The sequence below is a fragment of the Streptomyces sp. A18 genome (assembly GCF_059026065.1).
Genome location: NZ_JBWLKL010000005.1, coordinates 295,764 through 320,646, shown reverse-complemented (window position 1 = coordinate 320,646; position 24,883 = coordinate 295,764). Strand labels below are relative to the sequence as shown.

The window sequence follows — 24,883 nt, the reverse complement described above, 5'->3', positions numbered from 1 at the left end:
TAGGGCCTCCTGGGTGCACCTCTGGCCTCATGGATTCCTTGGATGCTCGGCCTTCGCTCCCGCGACTGTCGTTGTGCCTGGTGCCCGGAGACCCGTGACGCACACGTGCGCTGCCCGCTGGAAGCCACGAGGACCGGGAGCGGGCGCCGGCGGCCAGGATGGGGGGTGATTGCGCCCCTGAGGCGTGGGTACGCGGCCAGTCCTGCCCCCCGGCGCACCAGCTGCCGGCACCCCAGGACCGAAAGGGCGCCATGCCGCACAACATCTTCGTACTCGGCCTCGACGAGGCCAATCTGCCGACCCTGCGCTCTGTGCCGGGCGCACACGACTACGTCTTCCACCCGCTGCTCACGGTCGACGAGTTGCAGAGCGGCGAGGTGTCGGTCCCCGGGCTGCTCACCGAGGCGGAGCGGGTCCTCGACGCGTTCGACGGCCACATCGACGCCATCGTCGGCTACTGGGACTTCCCCGTCAGCACCCTCGTGCCCATCCTCAGCGAGCGCTACGGGACGCGCAGCACCAGCCTGGACTCCGTGGTGAAGTGCGAGCACAAGTACTGGAGCCGTCTGGAGCAGCAGCGGGTCAGCGGCGCGCACCCGCCGTTCGGCCGGGTCGACATGGAAAGCGCCGACCCCAAGCCTCCGCAGGGCATGGAGTTCCCCATGTGGCTCAAGCCCGCACTGTCGTACTCCTCGGAACTGGCCTACGGGGTCAAGGACCAGGCCGAGTTCGCCGAGGCCGCCGATCGCATCCGTGAGGGGATGGGGCGCATCGGGCGGCCCTTCGAGGACATACTCGACCGCGTCGAGCTGCCGGCGGAGATGGCCGACGTGGGCGGCCAGGTGTGCCTGGCCGAAGGCGCTCTCGACGGCATCCAGGTCGCCGTCGAGGGCTATGTCCACGAAGGGCAGGTCACCGTCTACGGCGTCCTCGACTCGATCCAGTACCCCGACTCGCCGTGTTTCCTGCGCCACCAGTACCCCTCCCAGCTCCCCGAGCCCGTCCTGGAGCGGCTGCGGGACGTGTCGGAGCGGGTCATGCGGCAGATCGGCATGGACGCGGCGACCTTCAGCATCGAGTACTTCTACGACCCGCGGTCCGACGCGCTCAACCTGCTGGAGATCAATCCGCGTCACTCCCAGTCGCACGCGGAGATGTTCGAGTACGTCGACGGGGTGCCCAACCACCACTGCATGCTGAGCCTCGCGCTCGGCAACGACCCCAAGCTCCCGCACCGCGAAGGCAGTTACCGCACGGCCGCCAAGTGGTACCACCGCTGGTTCGCCGACGCCACAGTGCACGACGTTCCCTCCCGCAAGGACATCGAGAGCATCGAGCGCCGCATCCCAGGGGTGCGCATCGACGTGCTGGTCGAGGAGGGGCAGCGCCTGTCGGACGTGGCCCCGCAGGACAGCTACAGCTACGAGCTGGCCCACATCTTCACGGGTGGTGCGGACGAGGACGACATGCGGGCCAAGTACGACCAGTGCGTGGCGGCCCTCGGCCTCACCTTCGACGAGGCCGAGCCCGGCAGCCGCGACACGAAGAACGACTGACCGGCTCCCGCACCGCGAACCCGCCGAAGCACGAAGGAGCGACCCCGGCTTGCGCTATGTGAGCGACCTTCCGTACGAGACCAAGGAAGAGGAGCACGTCACCATCCCCGCGGCGGACGGAACCCGCCTCGCGGCCCGTATCTGGCGGCCGACGTCCTCCGACCAGGAACCCGTCCCCGCGGTCCTGGAATACATCCCCTACCGCCAGCGTGACCTGACCGCCGAGCGCGACTCCATCCACCACCCGTACATCGCCGGGCACGGATACGCCTGCGTACGCGTAGACCTGCGCGGCACCGGGGACTCCGAAGGGGTCCTGAAGGACGAGTACCTGGAGCAGGAGCAGACCGACGCCGAGGACATCCTCGCCTGGCTCGCCGACCAGCCCTGGTGCGACGGCACCACCGGAATGATGGGGATCTCCTGGGGTGCCTTCGCCGCGCTCCAGGTCGCCGCGCGGCAGCCGGCGAGCCTGCGCGGCATCGTCATCGCGTCTTTCACCGATGACCGGTACGCCGACGACATGCACTACATGGGCGGCGCCCTCCTGTCGGACAACCTCGCCGAAGCAGGCACCATGTTCGCCTACGGCACCTGCCCGCCCGACCCCGCCACGGTGGGGGACCGGTGGCGCGGCATGTGGCACGAGCGCATGGAGGGCACCCGCCCCTGGGTGCTCGAATGGCTCAAGCACCAGCGCCGGGACGACTATTGGCGCCACGCCTCGGTCTGCGAGGACTACCGGGCCGTACGCTGTCCCGTCCTCGCGTCGAGCGGCTGGGCGGACGGCTACTCGAACGCCGTGACACGACTGTTGGCCAACCTGGACGTGCCGCGCAAGGGACTGATCGGCCCCTGGTCGCACAAGTTCCCGCACCTCGGCGAACCGGGCCCCGCCATCGGGTATCTCCAGGAAGTCGTGCGGTGGTGGGACCACTGGCTGAAGGGCGTCGACAACGGCGTCATGGACGGCCCGATGCTGCGGACGTGGATGCAGGACAGCGTGCCGCCGTCCACGTCGTACGAGGAACGTCCGGGCCGCTGGGTGGGGGAGCCGTCCTGGCCGTCACCGCACATCACTCCCGTCGTGCGGCGCCTCACACGCCACAGCCTCTCCGACCCGATCCCTCAGTCGGAGGCTCAGGCGTCGAAGGCGCTGGCAGAGGCCGCGGACGTGCATGAGCATGACGGCGAGCGTTCCGGCGAGGGGCTCTCCGTCCAATCACCGCTGTCGGTGGGCCAGTTCGGCGGGAAGTGGGCGTCCTACAACGCGCCCCCCGACCTGCCCTACGACCAGCGCGAGGAGGACGGCGGCTCACTCGTCTTCGAGACCGAGCAGCTGGCCGAGCGCACGGAGATCCTCGGCTCGCCCCGCGTCGAACTCGACCTGAGCGTCAGTGAACCCGTCGCCATGGTCGCGGCCCGCCTGTCCGACGTGGCCCCCGACGGCAGCGCCACCCGCGTCAGCTACGGGCTGCTCAACCTCACCCGCAACGAAGCGCACAACAGCGATCCGCGACCCCTCGAACCCGGGCGCCGCTACCGTGCGGTCATTCCGCTCAACGGCGTCGCCCAGGCGTTCCCGCCCGGCCACCGCATCCGCCTGTCGCTGTCCACCTCGTACTGGCCGCTGGCCTGGCCGCCGCCCGAGCCGGTGCTCCTGACCGTGTACGAGACGTCCAGCACCCTCACGCTCCCGGTCCGCCCGTCGGCGGAGCCCGATGCCCTGCCCGATGAGCCCTTCGGGGAGCCGGAGGGCACGCGGCCCAGGACCTCGACGCAGCTGATCGCCCCCGAGGAGCGCTGGCAGGTCAAGCGTGATCTGGTCGACTACGCCGCGGAGTTGGAGATCGTCAAGGACCGGGGGACGGTGCGGCTCGACGACATCGGCCTCGACATCGGCCGCCGGGCCTACGAGCGCTACACGTCCGTGGCCGAGGACTTCACCTCCGCCAGCGGTGAGTCGGCCTGGACGATGTCCTTTCGGCGCGACGACTGGGACGTACGCGTGGAGACGCGCACGGTCCTCAGTTGCGACGAGAACAATTTCCGGGTGAACGCCACCCTGGACGGTTACGAGGGCGACCGGCGGGTGTTCTCGCGGACGTGGAACGAAACGGTGCCCCGCGACTTGATGTGAGACGGCCGGATTCTTCTGTTTGGCCTCTTTCCGGCAGGGCACCCGGTGCAGCGGAGGTTGATCATCCCCTCCCGTTATTTGAATCCCTGCCTTTCGGGGAAAGGCAATTGAGGAGTTCTCGATGAGCAACGAAATCTGGAGCTACGGCCCCACTGCGGGGCACGGCCCGGACAACGACCTGACGGGCTACAAGGTCGACGCCGCGGACGGGCACATCGGCAAGGTCGACAAGCACTCGAACGATGTCGCCGACCAGTACCTCGTCGTCGACACCGGAGTGTGGATCTTCGGCAAGGAGGTGCTGCTCCCCGCGAGCACCGTCACCGCCATCGACCACGAAGAGCGGAAGATCCTGGTCTCGCGCACCAAGGAGCAGATCAAGAACGCTCCGGAGTTCGACAAGGAGAAGCACCTGGGCGACCCCGCCTACCGCGACCAGCTCGGCGGCTACTACGGCGGCCTGGGCCCGGGTCACTGACCGACCCCACTGACACTGATGGCGTCCCAGGCACCTCGTGCCTCGGACGCCATCAGGCTTTCCGGTAAGGCTCAGTGGCGGCCGTGGGCGCTGTCGGAAGCGCCGCCGAAGAGGCGCGCGACGGCGCGGAACGGCAGCGTGACAACTGTGGCAATGGCTCCACCGATGGCGCGAATAACGTCTGCGATGGCCTTCAGCATGTGGGGCCTCCATAGAGCCGTGGATCGGTAGTGACGAAATACCGTGCGTCGCCGCACGGCCTCATCCCCCGGCTGCCCCGCGAGTGATCGGGAAAACTGTTTTCGTCGATCAAATTTCCAACGCGGGTGTGCTGATAAAGAACGGGCCCAAACGGCTAGGGGCCGTCGCTCACGCGATGCGGGCGGCGATGGCCCGTGCGCACTCCAGGGACTCGGTGTTCGTGGTGTCCACTTCCATGTCGTAGAAGACGCCGTCGTGGACCACATCCGCCTGTGAGGCGGCCATCCCCGTGACCCGGTCGCCCCGTGCCGTCTCCCGGCCCGCGGCGACCGCGCTGTCGCAGCGGACGCCGACCCACAGCACCCCGAGATCGCCGAGGGACTTCCGCCACCGCTGCTGGGAGGCCGTACCGCCGAGGAACACCTCGTCGACGATGACCCGGGCGCCCGCGCGGGCCATCGTCGCGATCCCTTCGATCCACGCCGCTTCCAGCGTCCGGAACTCGGGGCCGACACTCACTTCGCCGTCGGGGGCGAACTCGATTCCCTCGGAGGTGCGCATGGACGCGGGCATCGCCTCGACCAGCGTGTCGGTGCCGAAAGCCAGCCACGGGTCCGGCAGCACCGCCTGCAGGCACCGCGCGATGCCCGACTTCCCGGAACTGGAACCACCATTGAGAACGATCACTTGAGTCGTCACCGCGCCACAGTAGAAGCATCACCGCGCCACAGGAAAACGGATTTGCGGGGGATCAGCCCGTGCCGTCGTACGGGCTGACACGGCGGTACGCGGCGCGCGCGTGCAGGACGCGGCCGGCCGTCGTGCCGGTGAGGGCCGCGGCCAGCAGGCAGGCCATCCATTCGGGATCGCGGTGCCCGGCCCAGGAGATCTCTCCGATGGGGTGGACGGCGAAGAAGTTCAGCAGCATCCAGCACGCCAGGGCCGTGCCCGGTGCCGCGACGTAACGGCCCCGCAGACCGAGGAGCGCGGCCAGCACGGAGAGGGCCGCGAGCGCGAGCCCGGTGCGGTCGAGCGCACCGAGCAGGTCGAGCAAAGTCACCAGGCCGAAGGCGCCCGCGTACGCGCCGGTCCAGATGAAGGGTGTGGCCACGGGTTCGGGAACCACCCGCACGCCCTTGGCGATGTACCGCCACTCCACCACCATCGACTCCTCCCACCGCCGGTCCGCCGGGGCGCCGATGCCCCGGGGACGTCCGTGACCGGCGCCTCCCGCAACGAGACCGACGCACCGGAGAGCGGGCACGGGGCGTGTGGTCCTGGGCAGATTGTCGCACCAGAGGGTTGCTGTCCTGCTCGGCAGTCGGCCACGACCGTCCCCTCGGCGCGGAGGCCGGTGCCGGATGTCTCCTCGGGGGTCTCCTCTCTCGTCGTGTCCCCGTCATAATTTCCGAATGAACCTCGCCTCGACCCCTTCTCCTGCCGAGCCATCCGCGCCGCGACGACGTGCCCGCGTCGTCGTCGTAGGAGCCGGACCGGCGGGGCTCACCGTCGCCAACATCCTGCGTTCTGCTGCCGTCGACTGCGTGGTCCTGGAGACGGAGAGCAGGGAGTTCATCGAAACGCGGCCCCGTGCGGGCTTCATCGAGGAGTGGGCCGTGCGCGCCCTGGCACAGCGGGGCCTGGCCGACCGGCTGGTGGAGCGCGCGCAGGCCCACAGCGAATGCGAGTTCCGATGGGCGGGGGAGCGCCGGCGGTTCTCGTACGGCGAGCTGTCCGGCGACCTCCACTTCGTCTATCCCCAGCCCCTGTTGGTGACGGACCTGGTGCGTGCCTATGCCGACAGCGCGGGCGGCGACATCCGCTTCGGCGTACGCGACGTGGAACTGCGCGACATCGACACGGGCCGTCCCTCGGTGTCGTACACGGAACCGGAGACGAGCGAGCGCGTACGGATCGACTGCGAGGCCGTCGCGGGCTGCGACGGCGCGCGCGGCGTGACGCGGACCTACCTGGAGGAGCGGGCCACCGTCGCCCGGCACGACTACGGCATCGGCTGGCTGGCCCTGCTCGCCGAGGCGCCGCCGTCATCGGACTGCGTCGTCTTCGGCCTCCACCCCCGCGGCTTCGCTGCCCACATGGCCCGCAGCCCCGAAGTCACCCGCTACTACCTCGAGTGCCCGCCCGGCGACGACCCCGAGAACTGGCCCCACGAGCGCGTCTGGTCCGAGCTGCACGCCCGCCTCTCGGCGGCCGGGGCGCCGCCGCTCACCGAGGGGCGGCTGATCGAGAAGCGCGTCCTGGACATGCACAACTACGTCATGGAGCCCATGGCGCACGGGCGGCTGTATCTCGCGGGCGACGCCGCCCACCTCGCCGCTCCGATCGCCGCGAAGGGCATGAACCTCGCCCTGCACGACGCGCTGGTCCTCGGCGACGCGCTCGTCGCCCACTGCGCGCACGGCGACGACAGCGGCCTGCGGGACTACTCGGACGCCTGCCTGCCCCGCGTATGGCAGTACCAGGAGTTCTCCCAGTGGCTCTCTGACCTGCTGCACGGGGCGTCATCGGGCGACCCGTTCAAGGCGGGCACCGCGGGCGCCCGGCTACGCAGGATCCTCGGCTCACCCGCCGCCGCGTCCGCGTTCGCCGAGATCTACATCGGGAAGGATGCCGACCACTGACGCCCCGCGGCGAACGCACCGTCGGTGTTCGGCCGAGGCGGCCTCCAGCTCACGGACGATCGGGAGCACCCTCCTTACGGGCGGGGCATCCGCGCGCACGCGTGAGCCGCGTGATGGACTCGGGGCATGGCTCAGAAGGCTCTCATCGTGGTCGACATGATCAACCTGTACGACCACCCGGATGCGGAGATCCTCCGTAAGTCGGTCAGGAAGGTGCTGCCGAACGTCCGCAGGATGATCGAGCGGGCGCGGGCCGACGACATGGTGGTGATCTACGCCAATGACAATTTCGGCCTGTGGCGCTCGCACCACGACGAGCTGCTGGACATCGTCCTGAGCGGCCCCCACGCCGAGTTGGTCGCTCCGATCCGCCCCGAGGGCGACTCGCTCTTCGTCGTGAAGGCCCGGCACTCGATCTTCTACGACACCCCGCTGGAGTACCTGCTCCGCCAGCGCGGCATCGATTCGGTCGTCCTCTGCGGTCAGGTGACCGAGCAGTGCATCCTCTACTCGGCGCTCGACGCGCACATCAGACATCTGGAAGTCGTCGTCGCCGAGGACGCCTGCGCGAGCATCCACAGTGACCTCGCCGCTGCCGCCCTGCAGATGATGGAGCGGAACATGCAGGCGCGCATGGTCCGTTCGACGGACGACGCGCTGTTCGGGCCCACATGAACGCCATGGATCCCACGAACCCCATGGATCACATGGATCCCGCACATCCACTGTCCCAGCTGGACACGCGTATCGCGGGGTGCACGGCCTGCCCGCGCTTGGTCGCCTGGCGGGAGGAAGTGGGGCGGGTCAAACGGGCCGCCTTCAAGGACTGGACGTACTGGGCCAGGCCGGTGCCGGGGTTCGGACCGGCCGATGCCTCGATGCTCGTCATCGGGCTGGCGCCCGCGGCGCACGGAGGGAACAGGACGGGCCGGATGTTCACGGGCGACCGTTCCGGAGATGTCCTGTACAAGGCGATGTTCGAACTGGGCCTGGCCTCAAGCCCGCTGGCGGTCTCCCCGGACGACGGCCTGACGCTGCGTGGCGTGCGGGTGACGTCGCCGGTGCACTGCGCCCCGCCCGAGAACAAGCCGACCCCGGGCGAGCGGGACATGTGCAGGCCCTGGCTCGTGCGGGAACTGGAGCTGCTGGGGCCGCGTCTGCGGTCGGCGGTGATCCTGGGGGCCTTCGGATGGCAGGCGGCGTTGCCCGCGTTCGCGGCGGCGGGGTGGCGAGTGCCGAAGCCTCGGCCGGGGTTCGCGCACGGCACGCGAGTGACGCTGGAGCGTGAGGCCGTGCGGGAACCGGCAGGCCGCACCGGCGCCGTCGCACCCGCGGGATCGGGGCAGGGCCAAGGCCCGGGTCCGGTCACCCTGTACGGCTGCTTCCACGTCAGCCAGCGCAACACGTTCACGGGCCGTCTGACACCGGACATGCTCAAGGACGTCCTGCGGGAGGCGGCGGGCGAGGCGGACATCCCGCCCTACGCACTCCCGGGCGGGCAGCGGTGATCAGTGAGGCGGGCGGGCGCGGCCCGCCGACGCGCGAGTCTCTCAGCCGCCTTCGACCCCGGTCGATTCATGGGCCGAGCCCACCGGCTTCGATTCCGGTGAGCCGCGTTGGCGCAGGTAGACGGAGAAGATGGCCATGGATCCGACGGCGAGGAGTTCGGACTGCCAGTTCTGCAGCGTGCGGTTCCAGAAGTCCGCGGCGCCCAGGTACTCGAACCAGCTGAGGGGGGCCTGGAGTTCGCGCAGATGCTCTTCGTTGTACGCGGCCACGCCGGTGATGGACTGGGCGAGCCAGGAGAGCAGGAACAGTGTGCACATGAGGATGCCCAGGGACCGGGAGTACCAGGCCTGGCGGATGCCGCCCGCTGACGCCCAGCGGGGCGAGTCCCCCTTCGCGTACCGGCCGACCTTCTGGTCCTCGTCCGCCTCGAGGCCCGCCTTGTCGAGCTTCTTGGACTCGGGCGACCCCCTCTGGAGCAGCCAGACCGTGCCGAAGATGTAGAGGAAGAACTGCAGGTACTCGGACTGCCAGTTCTCCGTCACGTCCACGGCGAAGTCCGAGGTGAGGAGGTAGCCGCCGAAACTCACCGGATGCAGTTGCTCGGCGACGAGGTGGTTGTTGAAGTCGGCGTGCCCGCTGATCGCCTGACCGACCAGAGTGAGGACGAATCCCGTGCCGAACACCAGGGTCAGTCCGTTGTCGCGCAGAAAGCGCCCGGCCCGCTTCACCGCTGCATCAGCCCCAGCGCGATGCAGTAGACCAGGCCTCCGGTCACCATCAGGAGATACAGCGTGAACAGCGTCCGCACCCGTCAACTCCCCTTGACCAGACACTGATACGGCATGTTCGGGCGCTCGGTGCAGCCCGCGGCCGTGATCTTCCACCCGCCGGGGAAGGCCGACAGGAAGAGCGTGTCGCGTCGCGTCACGACGCGTGCCTGACGCCCGTACACGTCGACGACGCGCACGTCGTCCGCCGCGGGCAGTTCCGCATCGGGCAGTCCCGCATCGGGCAGGGCACGCGCGCACGGCAGCTCGGCGGTCTGCTCCAACTCGTCGCGGGTCCCCGGGGCCAGCGCCGCACAACCGCGCGCGGTGTCCGAGGCCCGCAGGCTCTCGTGGAAGCGGAACACCGCCGCGGCGGCCGCCTCCTCGCGCTCCTGGACGCCGCCGCAGCCGCTCAGCGCGGCAGGCAGGACGAGCAGCGCCGCCGCGAGGGCACCCTGTCTCGCTCCGCGCATACCGCGCACCAGATTCGCTCTCCTTCGAGGGGATCGCCGTACTCCGCGAGCCGGTCTCTGGTCCGAGCCGGTCTCTGATCCGATCCGACGATGCCTCATGCCGTCCCGGCGGGCAGAGCGTGCGCGTCCGACACGCTGTGGCGACCGGTCCGATTCATCGGGGCGGCCCAGAGCCGGACAGGCCGCCGACGTCGAAGCCCCCGCACACGGGTGTGCGGGGGCTTCGACGGAGTCTGGTCAGCTGTCGCGGCGCTTGAGGGACTCCCGCGACTCCTGGGCCCGGTCGCGCACGTCGCCCATGGCCTTCTTGGCCTCGCCCTTGGCCTGGTCCATCTTGCCCTCGGCCTGCTTGCCGCGGTCGCCCGTGGCCTTGCCGGTCATCTCCTTGGCCTTGCCCTTCATCTTGTCCATGCCGCCCTTGTCAGCCATGACCACTCCTTTGTCGGTACAGCGCCCACCGGTCTCACCTGTGGTGTGGGCCTCTGCCATCAACGTATGCGGCTCACGGTCACCCCGCGCGTCCAGTCGTCACACACGGTGACGGCGGTCGCGAAGAGGGCGGTCAGTCCAGGCAGAACTCGTTGCCCTCGGGGTCGGCCATCACGATGTAGCCCTCGCTCATCGGGGGAGCGGGCTCGTCACGGCGTACACGTTTGGCCCCCAGCGCGACGAGGCGGCCGCACTCGGCCTCCAGCGCGGCCATCCGCTGCTCTCCCCGCAGCCCTGGAGCCGCGCGGACGTCGAGGTGGACGCGGTTCTTGGCGACCTTGTCCTCCGGCACCTGCTGGAAGAACACCCGCGGGCCGTGCCCGGCCGGGTCCTCGATGGCCGACCTCGAATTGCGCTGCTCCTCCGGTACGCCGATCTGTGCGAGGAAGTCGTCCCACGCCGCCAGCGCATCGGCGCCCTCGGGCAGGTCGACTCCGGGCGGGCCGGGGTGGATGTAGCCGAGGGCCTCGCGCCAGAAGGACGACAGTGCCCGTGGGTCGTGGGCGTCGAAGGTGACCTGGATGTGGCGGCTCATCGGACTGCTCCGTTCGTAGCGGGATGCGTGTGCAGTGCGCCGCGTCGCGCGTGGCGAGCACGCCGATGATTGACGTGGCCCAGCCGCCAGGCGATCGTGGTGAAGGGCGCGGGGACCGGCTGCGGGGCGGCGAAGTCGATGGTGAAATCCCCGGCGCCGACCTGCATGGGGGCCGTCGAACTGCCGCGTGGCCGCACGCTCCACGCGTCCGGCACCGGAGACCAGAAGTACTCGTCATCGGTGAGGCCGTCGAGCCGGGCCCGGAGCTGATGGTTCCAGTGGACCTCCCACTGCTCGCGCAGCGTCCGGCTCCAGTCCGTCCGGTTCCCGTCGCGTTCGTCTGCGTTCATGGATCCACCGTGACATCGATGGCGGACAGGATCGGTCCGCCATCTCTGGCAGGGTGGGCGCCATGGACGGGGCTCGCCGTGACGAACGGCGCACGACGGAGCGGGTGCTCACGCTGCTCGGGCTGTTGCAGCAGCGCCAGGTCTGGACCGGCCCCGAGCTCGCCGAGCGGCTCGGGGTCACGGCGCGCACGGTGCGGCGTGACGTGGAGCGGTTGCGCTCGCTCGGCTATCCGGTGCACGCCGGTCAGGGCGTCGGCGGCGGCTACCGTCTTGGCCCTGGGCAGGAGTTGCCGCCGCTGCTTCTCGACGATCAGGAGGCGATCGCCACCGCGGTCTCGCTGCTCGCCGGCGCGGGCGGTGCGGTCGCCGGTGCCGGCGACGCCGCGCTCCGGGCGCTGACCAAGCTCGACCAGGTGCTGCCCGCGCGGCTTCGGCACGAGGTACGCGCGCTCTCCGGCTCGGTGGAGTCCTTCGGCGGTGGCCGGGCGGCCGTGGATCCGGAGGCGCTCATGACGCTGGCCAGAGCCTGCCGGGACGAGGTCGAGGTCGGCTTCGACTACCCCTCGGGGGACGAGACGCGAAGGCGGCGGGTCGAGCCCTACCGCCTGGTCGCGTCCGACCGGCGCTGGTATCTCCTCGCCTATGACCTCGATCGCGACGACTGGCGGACCTTTCGCGTCGACCGGATGACCGACGCGTCCGCCCGGACCTGGCGGTTTTGCCCGCGCGAGGCGCCGAACGCGGCGACGTACGTACAGGAGGGGGTGGCGAGTCGGGTCTATCCGCACCGGGCGCGCTTCCTCGTGCACGCGTCGGCCGACACGGTCCGCGCGCAGATTCCGGCGTCGGCGGCCGTCGTACGCCCCCGAGGGAGCGGGCGCTGCGAGGTGCTCAGCGGTGCCGAGCGCCTCGACGCCGTGCTGATGCATGTGCTCCTGCTGGGCCACGACTTCGAGGTGCTCGACCCTCCGGAGCTCGGCGCGCGGTGCCGCGCGCTGGCGCATCGACTGCTGGCGGCCGGAGCGGCGGCCCCACCGGTGCCGGACTCCGAGCAGCCATGAGGCGCGGCCACGTCGGTGCCGTCCCCTGCCTGGCCCGAGACGCGGGCGCGCCCCCCGCTGCTTCGGGTGGCAGCGAGGGGCGCGGGACAGAGGGCGGGGTCAGCAGTCGGGCACCCCGTCGATCTTCTCCCCGCCGACCAGGTAGACGTTGCTGATCCACAGTCCGTCACTGCCGCCGGGCAGCTCCACGTAGGACCACCAACTGCTCGATCCCTGACCCGGCTCGGAGACGAAGTCGCCCTGGCGCTGGCAGAAGTCGATCAGCTTGCCCGGCCCGAAGGTGGTCGGTGAGGGCGAGTTGATGAACGGTTCGACGTGCAGGCGCACATTGCTGGCCCAGACCTGGACCTCCTTGCCCTCCTGCGCGTTCTGTGCCGCCGCCTTCACCGCGATCGGTGCGCTGCCGGCCGCTGCCGACGCCGTCGCCGGCGCGGTCAACGCCAGCGCGACGACGGCCACCGAAAGCGCCGCGATCCGGCCTGTCTTTCGCAGATTCCGCATTTCTAGCTCCCCGTGGGTGGTTGGGTTCGGTTTCCGTCAGGCGCCGCAGACCGGCACGCCGGGCAGCTGGTTCGAGGGCGTGTCCACGAAGTAGCCGGCGATCCACCCGCGCGAGTCGCCCCGCTCGATGAAGACCCACCAGTCGTTGCCGCTCACCGTCTCGCCCTTGCGCTGGCAGCGGGCCTCGAACTGCTGGCCGGGCTGCAACTTGCCGGACACGACCGGGCAGTTACCCGGCGACGGGAACCCGTCGCAGGTCGCGGGCGACTGCGGGTTGTCGCGGACGTTCACGTCGGTCGCCCAGACGGTGAAGGCCGCTGCCGCTTCGGCCTTCGGCGCCGCATCGGCGGACGCCGTGCCCGCCGTCAGGCCAAGCCCGCCCGCGGCCAGCGCCACGGCCGCCACGCTCCCGGTCAGAAAGGTACGTACGCTCATTGCTCGTTCTCCCCGTGTAGTGCGTACTTTCATGCGCTACACGAGGCGCGACCGGCTCCTGTATGACACCGATTTGTGTGACCTGCGTCACACATCTGTCGGGGGGGTGTCAACTGCCCTTCACGCAGTCCGGCACCTCCGCGCTGTTGCGCGTACGGACACCGGGGAGCCAGCCCTCCGTGCCGAGCGCGGTGCGCACCAGGTACCAGCGGGTGGAGGTGATCCCCTTCTCGTCCTGGACGAGCGTGCCGTCGGTGACGACGCACAGCGCTTCCATCTGGTCGCCGTGCCAGGCCAGTGCCGCGCGGTTGCCGGGCGCCGCGTACCGCTCGTACGGATCCTTCGCGACGCGCAACGCGCACTCCAGGGTGCGCAGTTCGCGGCAGGCCGACTCCGCGTTGTGCACCGTGATGGTCGTGCTCCGTGCCCCCGCGGGCGGTGCCGGCTGGTGCTGCGTGGCCGGGCGTACCAGCCACCACGTCCCCAGCGCGATCGCACCGACCAGCGCCGCCGCGACGACGAGAGCGAGGCGGGGGCTGCGGCGACTCGACGCGGTGAGGGAAACCAGGCGGTGCGCCCAGCGCTGCCTGCGTCCGGCGGGGGCGTCGGCCCGGACGCGGTCCCACAGCCCGTGCGGGACCTCGATCGCCTCGTCGGCCGCGCGCAGGCGCTCGCGCAACACGGCGACCGCGGCGTCGTCCGCAGCGCCGCTGTGCCGCGTGTGCTTCGTGCCGTCCGAGGGGGGCCGCCCCTGGGGGCCCGGAGTCGAGTTCATGACGCCCTCCCTTCCTCGGGGCTCCGTCCTGACCGCGATTCGACGAGCATGCCCCGCAGACTGTCCAGGGCGCGAGTGCGATGACGTGCCGCCGTGCCCCGGTGCACCTTCATGATCTTCGCGGCCTCGTCGATGGTGTAGCCGTCGAGGTCGACCAGGATGACGACGCCCGCCTGACGCGCCGAGAGTCTGCTCAGGAGCCGGACGGCTTCCCACTCGCCCTGCCGCCGCTCGAGCCCGCCGTCCCAGGCGCCGTCGACGAAGGCGCCTCCGTGCGCGCCCCCGCTCTCCAGGGACCTCACCCCGGCATGTGTCTCTACGTCCTCGATGAGCACCTGTCGTCTCTCCCGGCGGTACGCGTCCCGCACGGCGCTCAGCAGTGCCGAGAACGCGTAGGCGTAGGGCTCGGGGTGGGCCAGCAGTCGTTCGGGGCGGCCGGCGAGTTTGAGATAGGCCTCGTGCACGGCGTCCTCGGCGAGCTGCCGGGATCCGGAGAACATCACCGCCCGGCGATAGAGCCTGGGCAGGAGGCCGCAGAACACGTCGTCGAACGCCGGCTTGTCAGGCTTCGCGCCACCAGTTGGATCCTTGGGCATAGCCGCGTGAGACTACCCCGGCACGCGCCTCCTGAATCTGGTGACCCGCCGGGAACCGAGGCCTGACTACCCGTCAATTACATGGGCCCGTCACGTTCTTCAGCCGCACCGATGAACGCTCCTCTCGTCCCACGCGTATCTAGGTCCGAACATGTCCCCGGCTTCGGTCGGTGGTCGAATTCGGCATCCGCACAGGAGGCGACGAGTTGAGGCACAAGCGAATACCCAAGCGAAAGGCCGTTCTGGCCGGGGCCGCGGTGATGGGCATGGTCGCGACGGCCGTCCTGCTGCAGCAGGCCAACGCCTCGCAGTCAGGGACGGAGAACGCCTCAGGTTCCGCTGCCCAGAGGATCAGCGCGGAATCGGCGACGGGGCTCGTCAAGCCGTTGGCCTCGCAGCTCGGTGACGCCTACGCCGGGGCGTACTACGACGAGGCGAAGCAGCAGCTCGTCGTCAACGTCGTGGGCGACGACAACGCGGTGAACGTCCAGGTGAAGAGAGCTGGAGTGGTGACGCGGAGCGTCGACAACAGCACGGGTGAACTGCGGTCCGCCACACAGACGTTGACCGACCGGGCCACGATGGCCGGAACGGCGTGGGCCACGGACCCGAAGACCAATCAGATCGTGGTCACGGCTGACCGCACGGTCACCGGTGAGCGCTGGGACAAGCTGGAGTCGACCGTCCAGTCCCTCGGCACGGGCATGGCCCGCATCCAGAAGTCCGCGGGAGAGTTCAAGACCTTCGCCGCGGGCGGCGACGCCATCTTCGGCGGCGGCGCCCGCTGCTCGCTCGGCTTCAACGTGACGACCGACGACGGGAGTTCGGGCTTCCTCACCGCCGGGCACTGCGGGGTGGCCGCCGAGAGCTGGTCCGATGCCCAGGACGGCGCGGCCATCGGGACGGTCCAGGCCGCGACGTTCCCGGGCGAGGGCGACTTCGCGCTGGTCACGTACGACGACCCGGCCGCCGACGCCCCGAGCGTGGTCAACACCGGCGACGGTCAGACCACGGAGATCGCGCAGGCCGCGGAGGCCGCGGTCGGGCTCGAGGTATCCCGCATGGGCAGCACCACCGGGCTCCAGGACGGCGTGGTCACCGGGCTCAACGCCACGGTGAACTACGCGGAAGGCACCGTCACCGGACTCATCCAGACCGACGTCTGCGCCGAACCGGGAGACAGCGGTGGCGCGTTGTTCACCACCGACGGGAGCGCCATCGGCCTCACATCGGGCGGCAGCGGCGACTGCACCGTGGGCGGCGAGACCTTCTTCCAGCCCGTGACCACCGCGCTGGAGGCGGTCGGCGCCGAGATCGGCGCAGGCGGCAACTGACGTCCGCTGATGCCCGCGCTGATCCCCTTCCCCGGAGGGCGTGGCCCGCGTCGCGGGGGAGGGGGCAGTGCGCGTACGACGCCTCGAACCGGTCGGCGGCGGCCGACCGCTTCGAGGCGCCACCGCGCCTGCTACAGGCTGTCCCCGCGGAGAGGTTGGAGCAGATCCTCCTCCTGGAGCTGGCGGAAGGTGGCCGCCCTCCTTGGACAGGCGCGGCCGATGACCCCGGCGCCCGCCCCGGCCGCGGCCGGCGAGCGGCTCGCCGCCCTGCTCGAAGGGCTCGGCATGCGCCGGCTCAGCGGCGGAATTGACTCAGGCCATGCTGGTGGCGCCGTCCATGGACTCACGGATGATGTCGGCGTGGCCGGAGTGCTGAGCGGTCTCCGTGACGATGTGCATCAGTACCCGGCGGGCCGACCACTGCGCACGGGGCTCGAACCACGGGGCCTTCGGCAGCGGCCACGAGACGTCCAAGTCGGGCAGAGCGACGACCAGTTCGTCGGTCCGGCGGGCTACATCGGCGTAGTCGGCCAGGACACCCGCCAACGTCTCGCCGGGCAGCAGCTTGAACTCGTCGTTCCTGTCGGCCCAGTCGTCCTCGGTCATGTCCGTGGAGTCCGCCATCGACGCAGGCCCGTTCAGGATGAAGTCCACCCAGGACCGCTCGACCTCGCTCACGTGCTTGATCAGGCCGCCCAGACACAGCTCGCTCGCGGTGGTTCGCAGGCCGGCCTGCTCGTCGGTGAGGTCACGCGTGGTCAAGCGAAGGAAGTGCCGGTGCTTGGCCAGCGTGTCCAGCCATTCGGCACGTTCGCCGGTGACGGCCGGGCCCTGTGCCAGGTCGCGGTCGCTGTTCGGTTCGTTCGCGGTCATGGTCTCCGCCTTCCGATTTCCTCTTCGCCGGTCAAGGACCACGCTATGCGGCGTATAGGTCAGATTCCGTCCTATAGGGCGTGAGGGAGAGGGCTCGTTTGTCGCAGCCGTTGCCTGGGCGGCCCCGTGGGTCCTACGCTCACCCGATCCATATGGCGAACGTTGTTCACATCCCTGATCATCCATGGCTGGAGTGTGTGATGCGTGCAAGATCCCGGGTACGGTTCGGCGCCTTGCTCACCGCGGCGGCGGCCCTCGCCTCCGTTCTGATGCCGACCGCGAACGCCACCGCCATCGAGGGAGCCCCGCGAACCGCCGTCCTCGACGGCGAGCGGCTCCAGCAGACCAAGCTCCGTCTGGATCGCGGCGACCCTGAACTGAAGCGCGCTGTACGGGATGTGAGGGACCGCGCCGACACCTGGCTCGACCAAGGGCCCTGGACGGTCGTCGACAAGCCGAAGCCCGCGCCCGGCGGCGATGTGCACGACTACCTGAGCCAGGCGCCCTATTGGTGGCCCACGCAGACACCGACCGCCGACAATCCGTGGGGCTGCCCCTACGAACAGCGCGACGGACAGCGCAACCCCGAGGTCGACACCGGGACGGACCGCCTGGACGTGGAGAAGGTCTTCGACTCGACCTACGACCTCACGCTCGCCTGGTACTACACCGGTGAGAAGCGCTATGCCGAGAAGGCGGCCACCGTCCTGCGCACCTGGTTCCTCGATCCGCGGACCAGGATGAATCCGAACCTGGACCACGCGCAGTTCATCCCCTGCAAGTACGACGGCCGGGCCATCGGCATCATCGACTTCTCCCAGTCGTACACGAGCGTCGTGGACGCGATCGCGATCCTCGGCACGGGTGCGCCCGGGTGGTCGAAGAGCGACCGCTCCGCCATGCGGAAATGGAACAAGGACTTCCTCGGCTGGCTGGTCAACAGTGACTTCGGCAAGCAGGAGAGCGCCGCGCAGAACAATCACGGCACGTTCTACGACATGCAGGTCGCCGCCCTCGCCCACGCCACGGGCGACACGGCCCTCGCCCGTCGCACGGTCCTCGACGCCCGAGCCCGCCGCATCGACCCGCAGATCGCGGCCGACGGAAGCCAGCCGCAGGAGCTTGCCCGGACCCGGAGCTGGCACTACTCGACCTTCGACCTGGTCGCCTACACGCGGCTCGCGGCCATCGGCCGGAACGTGGGCGTGGACCTCTGGTCGCACCAAGGGCCCGACGGGCAGAGCCTGTTCAAGGCCGTCGGCTATCTGCTGCCCGCGGCCACGGGGGCGGCCGAGTGGCCCCACCCCGAGCTGGAGTTCCACCGGTTCGCGGCCAGCGATGTCGTGCACGCGGCGGCCGACGCGGGGGATGCGGCGGCGCGCAAGGCGGTCCCGAAGCTGGAGACGCCTCCGGGCGGGGACCTGTGGGCGCTGCGTCCGGCAGCCGAGCAGTTGGACTCGATCGCGGGCTGAGCCGCGGGTGAAGACTCGCCCCTGGTTCCCCATCTGCTGGGGCGTCGGGGGTTAGCCCTACCTGGAGCTGGGCGGTCAGCAGGATCGTCCCGGACGGCCGCATCCGGGAATGTTGGGACCGGCATACGCCGCTGGTTTCCCGATGATCCCGTAGGAGTTGGCTCGTGCGTGAGCAGGTATGGCAGAGGTTCAGTTCTCCCAGGCAGCAGGGCGGTTGGCGCAGGGCCGTGCAGGCTACGGCCGTGGTGGTGGTCGGCGTGGTGACGATGGGCGGCCTGTCGCCGACCGCGGCGTCCGCCACCGCCGGGCCGGGCACTGTCCAACAGGGCCTGAACGCGCTGGTGCACTCCGATGGCGTGCCCGCCGCGCTCGCGAGCGTGGCGGGCCGTGAAGGGCGCACCCGCGCCTACACCGCGGGGGTCGGCGACCTGGCCACTGGCTCTGAGGTGCCCAGGGACGGTCAGGTGCGGATCGGCAGCAACACCAAGACGTTCACCGCGGTGGTCGTGCTGCAGCTGGTCGGCGAAGGGAAGATCGGCCTCGACGCCAGGGTCGACACCTATCTGCCGGGCGTCGTACGCGGGGAGGGGATCGACGGACGTCGCATCACCGTCCGTCAGCTCCTTCAGCACACCAGCGGACTTCCCAACTACGTCAAGTACCTCGGCGAGGAAGTCCGGCACTACGAACCCCGTGAACTCCTCGACATCGCCCTACGGCACACGGCCCACTTCGCTCCCGGAGCGAAGTGGGAGTACAGCAACACGAATTACGTGCTGGCCGGCCTGATCATCGAGAAGGTCACCGGCCGCCCCCTCGCCGAGGAACTGGACCAGCGCATCATCAAGCGCATCGGGCTGCGCCACACCTACTTCCCCGCCCCCGGTGACGTGACCATCAGAGAGCCTCACCCCAAGGGCTACTACCAGGACGCGGCCGACGCACCTCTGCGCGACGGCACGGAGTTGGACCCTTCCTGGGGCTGGGCGGCAGGGCAGATGATCTCCACCAACTCCGACCTCAACCGGTTCTTCACGGCGCTTCTGGCCGGCCGCCTCCTCCCGGTGGCTCAGCTCGCCGAAATGCGCACCACCGTCCCCGCCGGACCTCCCTTTTCCTCCGGTGCCCGCTATGGACTGGGGCTCGTGAGTACTCCACTGTCGTGCGGCGGTGTGTACTGGGGCCACGGCGGCAGCACCACGGGATATGAGACCCGGGGCGGAGTCACCGCCGACGGCCGCGCGGCCAACGTCGCTGTGACCATTCAGCCGACCGGCAAGGCGACCATGCAGCATGTCGACCGTGTCGTGGATGCGGCCCTGTGCCGCTGAACCGCGCCTGCGAGGAGGCGGCTGATGTCACCCGCCTCCTCGCACACCCCTTGAGTTGCCCGCAGTGCTCGACCTAGGCTTGCCGAGCCGTGGATGAAACGTTTCATTCATATCTTGGGCACTCGGATTCATCATCCAAGGGACGTGTGATGAGCGAAGAGCGTGAATCGAGGCGCGACAGCGCGTGGGATCGGCGGGCCTTTCTGAGGACGTCAGCGGCCGGCGCCGGAGTGGGCGTCCTCGCGCTGAGCCAGGGCATGGACGTCGCCGCGGCCGACGACCGGCGCGAAGTGCCCCAGGAGGTGGGGGAGTTGAGGGTCGAGCGCACCACGGTCGAGTACGCGACGTCCGTCCTCGGCACGGACGTCGCCGCGCCGAGGCTGAGTTGGGAGCTGTCGGCGCCCGGCCACGGCGCACGGCAGACCGCCTATCAGGTCAGGGTCGCGCTTGCTCCGGGCGAGGCGAGATCGCGCGTGGTGTGGGACTCGGGCCGGGTCACGTCCCCGCGCACCATCGGAGTCCCGTACGGCGGGCCCGCGTTGAAGCCCCGTACGCGCTACCACTGGCAGGTACGGGCCTGGGGTGCCGACGGCCGGGCCTCCGCCTGGAGCACCTCGCGCTGGTGGGAGATGGCGCTGGCCGAGGACGCCTGGAAGGGGCACTGGATCGGCGCGGGCGAGCCGCCGAAGGCGCCGGGCTTCGAGGGATCGGCGTGGATCTGGTCGCCGGGCTCCACCTCACAGGACGCTCCGGCGGGAGCGAGGTGGTTCCGGGGGGTGCTCGAACTGCCTGAGGGGATCGATGTGTCCGCCGCCCAGGTGGTGGCAACCGCCGACGACGACTTCACCCTCTTCCTGGACGGTGAGGAAGTACTGCACGCCCCGGAGCAGACCGACGGCTGGCGCACCGCCCGGCTCGCCGACGTGACCGAGCGCGTACGGGGAGCGGGTCGCCGCGTGGTGGTCGCCGCGCGCGCGACGAACCGCGGCAGCGCCTCGGTCAACCCCGGTGGCCTGCTCGTCCGCCTGCTGGTGCAATCCGTGGGCGGCGCCCACGAGTTGGACACCGGGGATGGCTGGCGCTGTGCGGAGTCGGAGCAGGCAGGCTGGCAGCGGGCCGACTTCGACGACAGCGGGTGGCCCGAAGCGCAGGTGCTCGCACCGTTCGGCGAGGGCCCCTGGGGCAGCGACGCGCAGGTCCCGGCGGCCGAACGGCCCGCACCGCTGCTGCGCCGCGAGTTCACCGTCCGCAAGGCCGTGACGCGCGCCCGCCTCTACATCAGTGGTCTGGCCTACTACGAGGCCCACCTCAACGGCCGTCGGATCGGCCGGCAGGTCCTCGACCCGGGATTCACGGACTACGAGGAGACGGTGCTCTACGCCGTGCACGACGTGACGGACCAGATCCGGCGCGGTGCCAATGCCATCGGTGTGACCCTCGGCCGCGGCTTCTACGGTATGACCACACCCAACGTATGGAACTGGCACAAGCCCCCGTGGCACGGCGAGCCGCAGCTCATCGGCCAGCTCGAGATCGAGCACCCGGACGGCTCCCGCACCACCGTCGCCACGGACGGCTCATGGCGGATGACCGAAGGCCCGACCCGGACCAACTCCCTCTATGCCGGTGAGACGTACGATGCCCGCGAGCACCCCGACGGCTGGACCGACCCGGGCTTCGACGACGGCGACTGGAAGAAGCCCGTACGACGTGATCCCCCGAAGGGAGCGCTGCGCGCGCAGCCCCACGACGCGATCGAGGTCATCGACACGGTGCGGCCGGTCGCGGTGAAGGCGCACGGCGACGACTGGATCGTCGACATGGGGCGCACCATGGCGGGATGGACGCGGCTGCGCGTGCGGGCCGAGGCCGGTACGACGGTCCGGCTCGCCCACGGCGAGAAGCTCAAGGACGACGGGAGCGTGCACGCCGAGACGGGCCATGTGCCCGGCCGCTTCCAGACCGACGAGTACATCTGTGCGGGCGGCGGAGCCGACGAGGTGTGGGAACCCCGCTTCTCGTACAAGGGCTTCCGCTACGTGCAGATCAGCGGCCTGCCCGGCAAGCCCGACCCGGACGACGTGCTCGGCCGCCTGGTCCACACACCCGTCGACGACACCGGCACCTTCACGTGCTCCGAGCCCTTCTACGAGCGGCTCGAACAGGCCATGCGGCGCACGGTCCAGAACAACCTGCACGGCATTCCCACGGACACCCCGATGTACGAGAAGAACGGCTGGACCGGTGACGCGCAGGTCGGCGCGCCCGTCATGATGTACGGCCTCGGCATGCACCGGTTCCTGAGCAAGTGGCTGGGCGACCTCCAGGACAGCCAGAACAAGGACGGCCAGCTGCCGGTGATCGTGCCGAGCGGCGGCTGGGGGTACGGGGACCTGGGGCCGTCCCCCGAGTGGACCACGGTCTATCCGTTCCTGGTGCGCGAGATGTACCGGGTCTACGGCGACGAGCGCGTCATCGAGGAGCATCTGCCCGCCCTGATCCGGTACTTGGACTGGGAGATCGACCGCTTGGAGGACGGCCTCGCGGTGACGGCCCTCGGTGACTACCTGTCACCGGGCTACGGCGGCAACCCGCCCGAGGACACCCGGCTCACCGCGACCGCCTATCTGCACCGGGCGCTCACCGACACGGCGGAGATGGCGCGCATCGCGGGTGACAACGATGTCCGACGCCGCTTCCTCGGCACCGCCGAAGAGATGAAGAAGAGCCTCAACGCGACGTTCCTCGCCCCCGAGGGGCACTACCGCACGGCCAAGGACCCCGAATACCGGCAGACCAACAACTGCATCCCGCTGGCCTTCGGCCTGGTGCCGCCCGGCGCACGGTCGAGCGTCACGGCCTCGCTCCTCGCGGACATCGAGAAGCGGGGCAACCACCTCAACACCGGCTGCCTCGGCACCAGCGTGCTGCTCCGCTGCCTGAGCGCGCACGGCCACTCGGACGTGGCCCACGCCATCGCCACCCAGCGGACGTACCCGGGGTGGGGCCACTGGTTCGACAACGGCGCGGACACCATGTGGGAGATGTGGCCGCTCGACTCACGCTCGCGCGACCACTACTTCCAGGGGACCGTCGTGCAGTGGCTGTACGAGAACGTGGCGGGGCTGCGTCCCGGCGACGAGGGGTACCGGACGTTCACCGTGCGGCCCGACGCGCGCACGGGGGTCACCTGGGCGCGGACGGAGCTCCACACCGTGCGGGGCCCTGCCGAGGTGTCCTGGACGCGGGTGGACGAGACCGTGCGTCTGACGGTGCGTGTGCCGGTGGGTTCCATGGCGGAGGTCCATGTGCCGGCCGCGTCGCGCAAGGACGCGCGGGCGCCGCGGGGCACTGAGTACGTGCGCACCGAACCGGGCTACGTGGTGTATCGGGCGCCGCACGGCACGTGGGGGTTCAGCGGGCGCCCCTGACGGTCTGTCACGTTCCGGCTCGGCTTCTGACGACCTGTCACGCTCCCGTCTCGACTCCTGACACCCCGTCACGCTCCCGTCTCGGTGCTCGTCGCGCCGAGGCGGGAGCCGCTGCCCCCAAGTGGCCCTGTCCCCGCGCTGTCCTCGTCTCCGGTCGTGGTGGACGAGAGCGGCCCGCGGATTCGGCCCCTACCAGCGAGAGCCCCACCGGGACCGGCGAGGCATGCCCCCTCGTGTGGTCGCGCCCTCTCGACCTTCGCCCTGCGCGCTCGCACAAGCCGGGTTACTTTGTCCAGGTTTTCACCGGTTTAGGCTTCCGCCCTGCGCCCCGTAGGCCCGTGGAGGAGCCCTGCAGCGTGGAGGAGGAAGGCGGGCGATGGCCAAGACCTTGAACGTACCGCTCGTCGGAATGGAGTACCGAGCTCCGATCTCGCCCGTGAGGCCGCAGCGGCGTACCGGCGGCCGAGGCTGGCTCGCCGCCGTGGCCGTGGGTTTCACGCTGGCCCAACTGGCCTTCGTGCGACCCGGGATGGGCCTCGGCTGGGACGAGGCGGTGTACGTCAGCCAGGTCAGCGGCCACGCTCCGGCGGCGTTCTTCAGCGCACCCCGTTCCCGTGGGATCTCCCTGCTGGTCGCGCCGATCGCCTCGTGGACGTCGTCCACCTCGATGCTGCGCGTCTATCTCGCTCTGCTGTCCGGCCTGGGCCTCTTCCTGGCGTTGCGGGCCTGGCGCGGTCTTTTCCCGGCACGCGTGGTGGCCCTCGCGGGCGCGCTGTTCGCGACGCTCTGGGTGACCGTGTTCTACGGCCCGGAGGTCATGCCCAACTACTGGGTCGCCCTCGGCGCCCTGGCCGGTGTCGGCTGCTTCCTGCGCGCGCAGGCGGATCGCCGCGACCGGGCCGCTCTGTGGGGCGTGGGCGCGAGCGCCGCGCTGATGGCGTTGATGCGGCCCACCGACGCCGTGTGGGTGGTCCTCCCGCTGTTCGTCGCGCTGGTGTGCGTACGTCGATGGCGCCGACCGCGGTTGCTTGCGGCGCTCGTCGCGGGGCTGGGGACAGGTGGCGCCGCCTGGGTGGCCGAGGCGTACATCAGTTTCGGGGGTCTGGGCGCGCGCCTCGCCGACGCCTCCCTGATCCAGGGCGGGCTCGGCTGGAACGTCGCCGTCCTCGACCAGCTGCGCAGCCTGCGCGGCCAGACGCTGTGCCGCCCGTGCACCGGTTCGGTACCCGCTCCGGAGCTGATCGCGTGGTGGTTCGCCCTGCCGCTCCTCGCCGCACTGGGCCTCGTCCTCGCGGTCAGGGCTCGGCGGACCGCCGGCACGCTGCTGCCGCTGGTCTGCGCCACGACGGCGGGCATCCCATACCTGTTCATGATCGGCTACGCGGCGCCGCGCTTCCTGCTGCCGTTCTACGCGCTGCTCGCCATCCCGGTTGCCGACGCCCTCGTCCACCTGGTCACCGCCGGGCGACAGGCGTGGCGGCCGGTGACGGTGACGCTGGTAGCGCTCGCCCTCGGCGGCCATCTGGCGGTGCAGTACGCGGTCCTTGAGGACGCCGTTGACCGCTCCACCGCCTCCCGCAAGGGCTGGGCGCGCACGGCATCCGAGCTCCACCGCCTCGGCGTACGGCCGCCGTGCGTGGTCACCGGGCACGAGGCGCTGCCGATCGCCTTCTATGCCGGGTGCTCCTCCGCCCAGACGCAGGGGCACAACACCAGCACCACCCGGGCTGACCTGATGCGTACGGCGCAGCGGACACCGACGGCGACCCTCGCCACGGTGAAGGACGGGCCTCCGGGGTACGCGCGCGGCTGGCCGGCCCACCGGTTCGGCGACCTGAGCATCCATGTGGCCCCGGCGACGAGAGCGGGGCAGGGATGACGAGGTTTTGCCGCCGAGTGAACGGAGAGCCGTCCCTTCAGGCACCCCTCTGCAC

General features: G+C 70.3%; 25 protein-coding genes. 12 read left to right on the top strand and 13 right to left on the bottom strand.

The window, feature by feature from the left end:
* Positions 1–251 precede the first annotated feature (251 nt).
* The 3 genes from AC5P1C_RS11465 to AC5P1C_RS11455 all read left to right on the top strand — a co-directional run bounded on the left by AC5P1C_RS11465 (position 252) and on the right by AC5P1C_RS11455 (position 4,174).
* Positions 252–1,556, top strand: a complete 1,305-nt coding sequence (locus tag AC5P1C_RS11465; protein ID WP_493865636.1) for an ATP-grasp domain-containing protein — start codon at positions 252–254, stop codon at positions 1,554–1,556.
* A gap of 49 nt (positions 1,557–1,605) precedes the next feature.
* Positions 1,606–3,696 (top strand): CocE/NonD family hydrolase, encoded by a 2,091-nt coding sequence (locus AC5P1C_RS11460; protein ID WP_493865635.1) that lies wholly within the window; start codon positions 1,606–1,608, stop codon positions 3,694–3,696.
* Between the two features lie 121 nt (positions 3,697–3,817).
* Positions 3,818–4,174, top strand: coding sequence for a PRC-barrel domain-containing protein (locus AC5P1C_RS11455; RefSeq protein WP_493865634.1), 357 nt, complete (start codon positions 3,818–3,820; stop codon positions 4,172–4,174).
* A 71-nt stretch (positions 4,175–4,245) separates the two neighbouring features.
* Here the strand turns inward: AC5P1C_RS11455 and AC5P1C_RS11450 are convergent, their stop codons facing one another.
* The 3 genes from AC5P1C_RS11450 to AC5P1C_RS11440 form a co-directional block, all read right to left on the bottom strand.
* Positions 4,246–4,374, bottom strand: coding sequence for an LPFR motif small protein (locus AC5P1C_RS11450; RefSeq protein ID WP_493865633.1), 129 nt, complete (start codon positions 4,372–4,374; stop codon positions 4,246–4,248).
* Between the two features lie 169 nt (positions 4,375–4,543).
* Complete coding sequence (cpt, locus tag AC5P1C_RS11445; RefSeq protein ID WP_493865632.1) at positions 4,544–5,074, bottom strand: chloramphenicol phosphotransferase CPT; 531 nt, start codon at positions 5,072–5,074, stop codon at positions 4,544–4,546.
* 52 nt (positions 5,075–5,126) lie between these two features.
* A complete protein-coding gene (locus AC5P1C_RS11440; RefSeq protein WP_493865631.1) occupies positions 5,127–5,639 on the bottom strand; it encodes a hypothetical protein in 513 nt (170 codons plus the stop codon).
* Between the two features lie 148 nt (positions 5,640–5,787).
* Between AC5P1C_RS11440 and AC5P1C_RS11435 the strand changes: the two genes are divergently transcribed.
* The 3 genes from AC5P1C_RS11435 to AC5P1C_RS11425 all read left to right on the top strand — a co-directional run bounded on the left by AC5P1C_RS11435 (position 5,788) and on the right by AC5P1C_RS11425 (position 8,525).
* On the top strand, positions 5,788–7,017 hold the full coding sequence (locus AC5P1C_RS11435) for a 4-hydroxybenzoate 3-monooxygenase (protein WP_493865630.1): 1,230 nt from the start codon (positions 5,788–5,790) through the stop codon (positions 7,015–7,017).
* A 126-nt stretch (positions 7,018–7,143) separates the two neighbouring features.
* Positions 7,144–7,692: a cysteine hydrolase family protein gene (locus AC5P1C_RS11430; RefSeq protein ID WP_493865629.1), complete on the top strand. Its 549-nt coding sequence runs from the start codon at positions 7,144–7,146 to the stop codon at positions 7,690–7,692.
* A gap of 32 nt (positions 7,693–7,724) precedes the next feature.
* Positions 7,725–8,525 carry a uracil-DNA glycosylase gene (locus tag AC5P1C_RS11425; RefSeq protein WP_493865711.1) on the top strand — a complete coding sequence of 267 codons (801 nt, stop codon included), beginning with the start codon at positions 7,725–7,727 and terminating at the stop codon, positions 8,523–8,525.
* A gap of 42 nt (positions 8,526–8,567) precedes the next feature.
* Here the strand turns inward: AC5P1C_RS11425 and AC5P1C_RS11420 are convergent, their stop codons facing one another.
* From AC5P1C_RS11420 to AC5P1C_RS11400, 5 genes are all read right to left on the bottom strand, one after another.
* Positions 8,568–9,254, bottom strand: a complete 687-nt coding sequence (locus AC5P1C_RS11420) for a DUF6766 family protein (protein WP_493865628.1) — start codon at positions 9,252–9,254, stop codon at positions 8,568–8,570.
* Between the two features lie 83 nt (positions 9,255–9,337).
* The gene (locus AC5P1C_RS11415; protein ID WP_493865627.1) at positions 9,338–9,766 is read right to left on the bottom strand and encodes a hypothetical protein; all 429 of its coding nucleotides are present in this window, start codon (positions 9,764–9,766) and stop codon (positions 9,338–9,340) included.
* 237 nt (positions 9,767–10,003) lie between these two features.
* The gene (locus tag AC5P1C_RS11410; protein WP_493865626.1) at positions 10,004–10,195 is read right to left on the bottom strand and encodes a CsbD family protein; all 192 of its coding nucleotides are present in this window, start codon (positions 10,193–10,195) and stop codon (positions 10,004–10,006) included.
* A 133-nt stretch (positions 10,196–10,328) separates the two neighbouring features.
* On the bottom strand, positions 10,329–10,790 hold the full coding sequence (locus AC5P1C_RS11405) for a VOC family protein (RefSeq protein WP_493865625.1): 462 nt from the start codon (positions 10,788–10,790) through the stop codon (positions 10,329–10,331).
* A complete protein-coding gene (locus AC5P1C_RS11400) occupies positions 10,787–11,140 on the bottom strand; it encodes a hypothetical protein (protein ID WP_493865624.1) in 354 nt (117 codons plus the stop codon). The genes AC5P1C_RS11405 and AC5P1C_RS11400 overlap by 4 nt, the downstream gene beginning before the upstream one ends.
* 62 nt (positions 11,141–11,202) lie before the next feature.
* Here AC5P1C_RS11400 and AC5P1C_RS11395 point away from each other — a divergent pair, with 62 nt between their 5' ends.
* Positions 11,203–12,201, top strand: coding sequence for a helix-turn-helix transcriptional regulator (locus AC5P1C_RS11395; RefSeq protein ID WP_493865623.1), 999 nt, complete (start codon positions 11,203–11,205; stop codon positions 12,199–12,201).
* Between the two features lie 99 nt (positions 12,202–12,300).
* On the opposite strand, the gene AC5P1C_RS11390 is transcribed toward AC5P1C_RS11395, so the two are convergent.
* From AC5P1C_RS11390 to AC5P1C_RS11375, 4 genes are all read right to left on the bottom strand, one after another.
* On the bottom strand, positions 12,301–12,702 hold the full coding sequence (locus AC5P1C_RS11390) for a peptidase M23 (RefSeq protein ID WP_493865622.1): 402 nt from the start codon (positions 12,700–12,702) through the stop codon (positions 12,301–12,303).
* 36 nt (positions 12,703–12,738) lie between these two features.
* Positions 12,739–13,137, bottom strand: coding sequence for a hypothetical protein (locus tag AC5P1C_RS11385; protein WP_493865621.1), 399 nt, complete (start codon positions 13,135–13,137; stop codon positions 12,739–12,741).
* Positions 13,138–13,246: 109 nt separating this feature from the next.
* Entirely contained in the window at positions 13,247–13,912 is a 666-nt protein-coding gene (locus AC5P1C_RS11380) for a hypothetical protein (protein WP_493865620.1), read from the bottom strand.
* Entirely contained in the window at positions 13,909–14,508 is a 600-nt protein-coding gene (locus AC5P1C_RS11375) for an RNA polymerase sigma factor (RefSeq protein WP_493865619.1), read from the bottom strand. Before AC5P1C_RS11375 ends, AC5P1C_RS11380 begins: the two co-directional genes overlap by 4 nt.
* A 206-nt stretch (positions 14,509–14,714) precedes the next feature.
* Here AC5P1C_RS11375 and AC5P1C_RS11370 point away from each other — a divergent pair, with 206 nt between their 5' ends.
* Positions 14,715–15,842 carry a S1 family peptidase gene (locus tag AC5P1C_RS11370; protein WP_493865618.1) on the top strand — a complete coding sequence of 376 codons (1,128 nt, stop codon included), beginning with the start codon at positions 14,715–14,717 and terminating at the stop codon, positions 15,840–15,842.
* A 312-nt stretch (positions 15,843–16,154) separates the two neighbouring features.
* Here the strand turns inward: AC5P1C_RS11370 and AC5P1C_RS11365 are convergent, their stop codons facing one another.
* Entirely contained in the window at positions 16,155–16,715 is a 561-nt protein-coding gene (locus tag AC5P1C_RS11365; RefSeq protein ID WP_493865617.1) for a DinB family protein, read from the bottom strand.
* Between the two features lie 200 nt (positions 16,716–16,915).
* Between AC5P1C_RS11365 and AC5P1C_RS11360 the strand changes: the two genes are divergently transcribed.
* From AC5P1C_RS11360 to AC5P1C_RS11345, 4 genes are all read left to right on the top strand, one after another.
* Positions 16,916–18,187, top strand: a complete 1,272-nt coding sequence (locus AC5P1C_RS11360) for an alginate lyase family protein (protein WP_493865616.1) — start codon at positions 16,916–16,918, stop codon at positions 18,185–18,187.
* 227 nt (positions 18,188–18,414) lie between these two features.
* Positions 18,415–19,518, top strand: coding sequence for a serine hydrolase domain-containing protein (locus tag AC5P1C_RS11355; protein WP_493865710.1), 1,104 nt, complete (start codon positions 18,415–18,417; stop codon positions 19,516–19,518).
* A gap of 149 nt (positions 19,519–19,667) precedes the next feature.
* A complete protein-coding gene (locus AC5P1C_RS11350; protein WP_493865615.1) occupies positions 19,668–22,949 on the top strand; it encodes a family 78 glycoside hydrolase catalytic domain in 3,282 nt (1,093 codons plus the stop codon).
* Between the two features lie 376 nt (positions 22,950–23,325).
* Positions 23,326–24,828, top strand: a complete 1,503-nt coding sequence (locus AC5P1C_RS11345; protein WP_493865614.1) for a glycosyltransferase family protein — start codon at positions 23,326–23,328, stop codon at positions 24,826–24,828.
* The last annotated feature ends 55 nt before the right edge of the window (positions 24,829–24,883 follow it).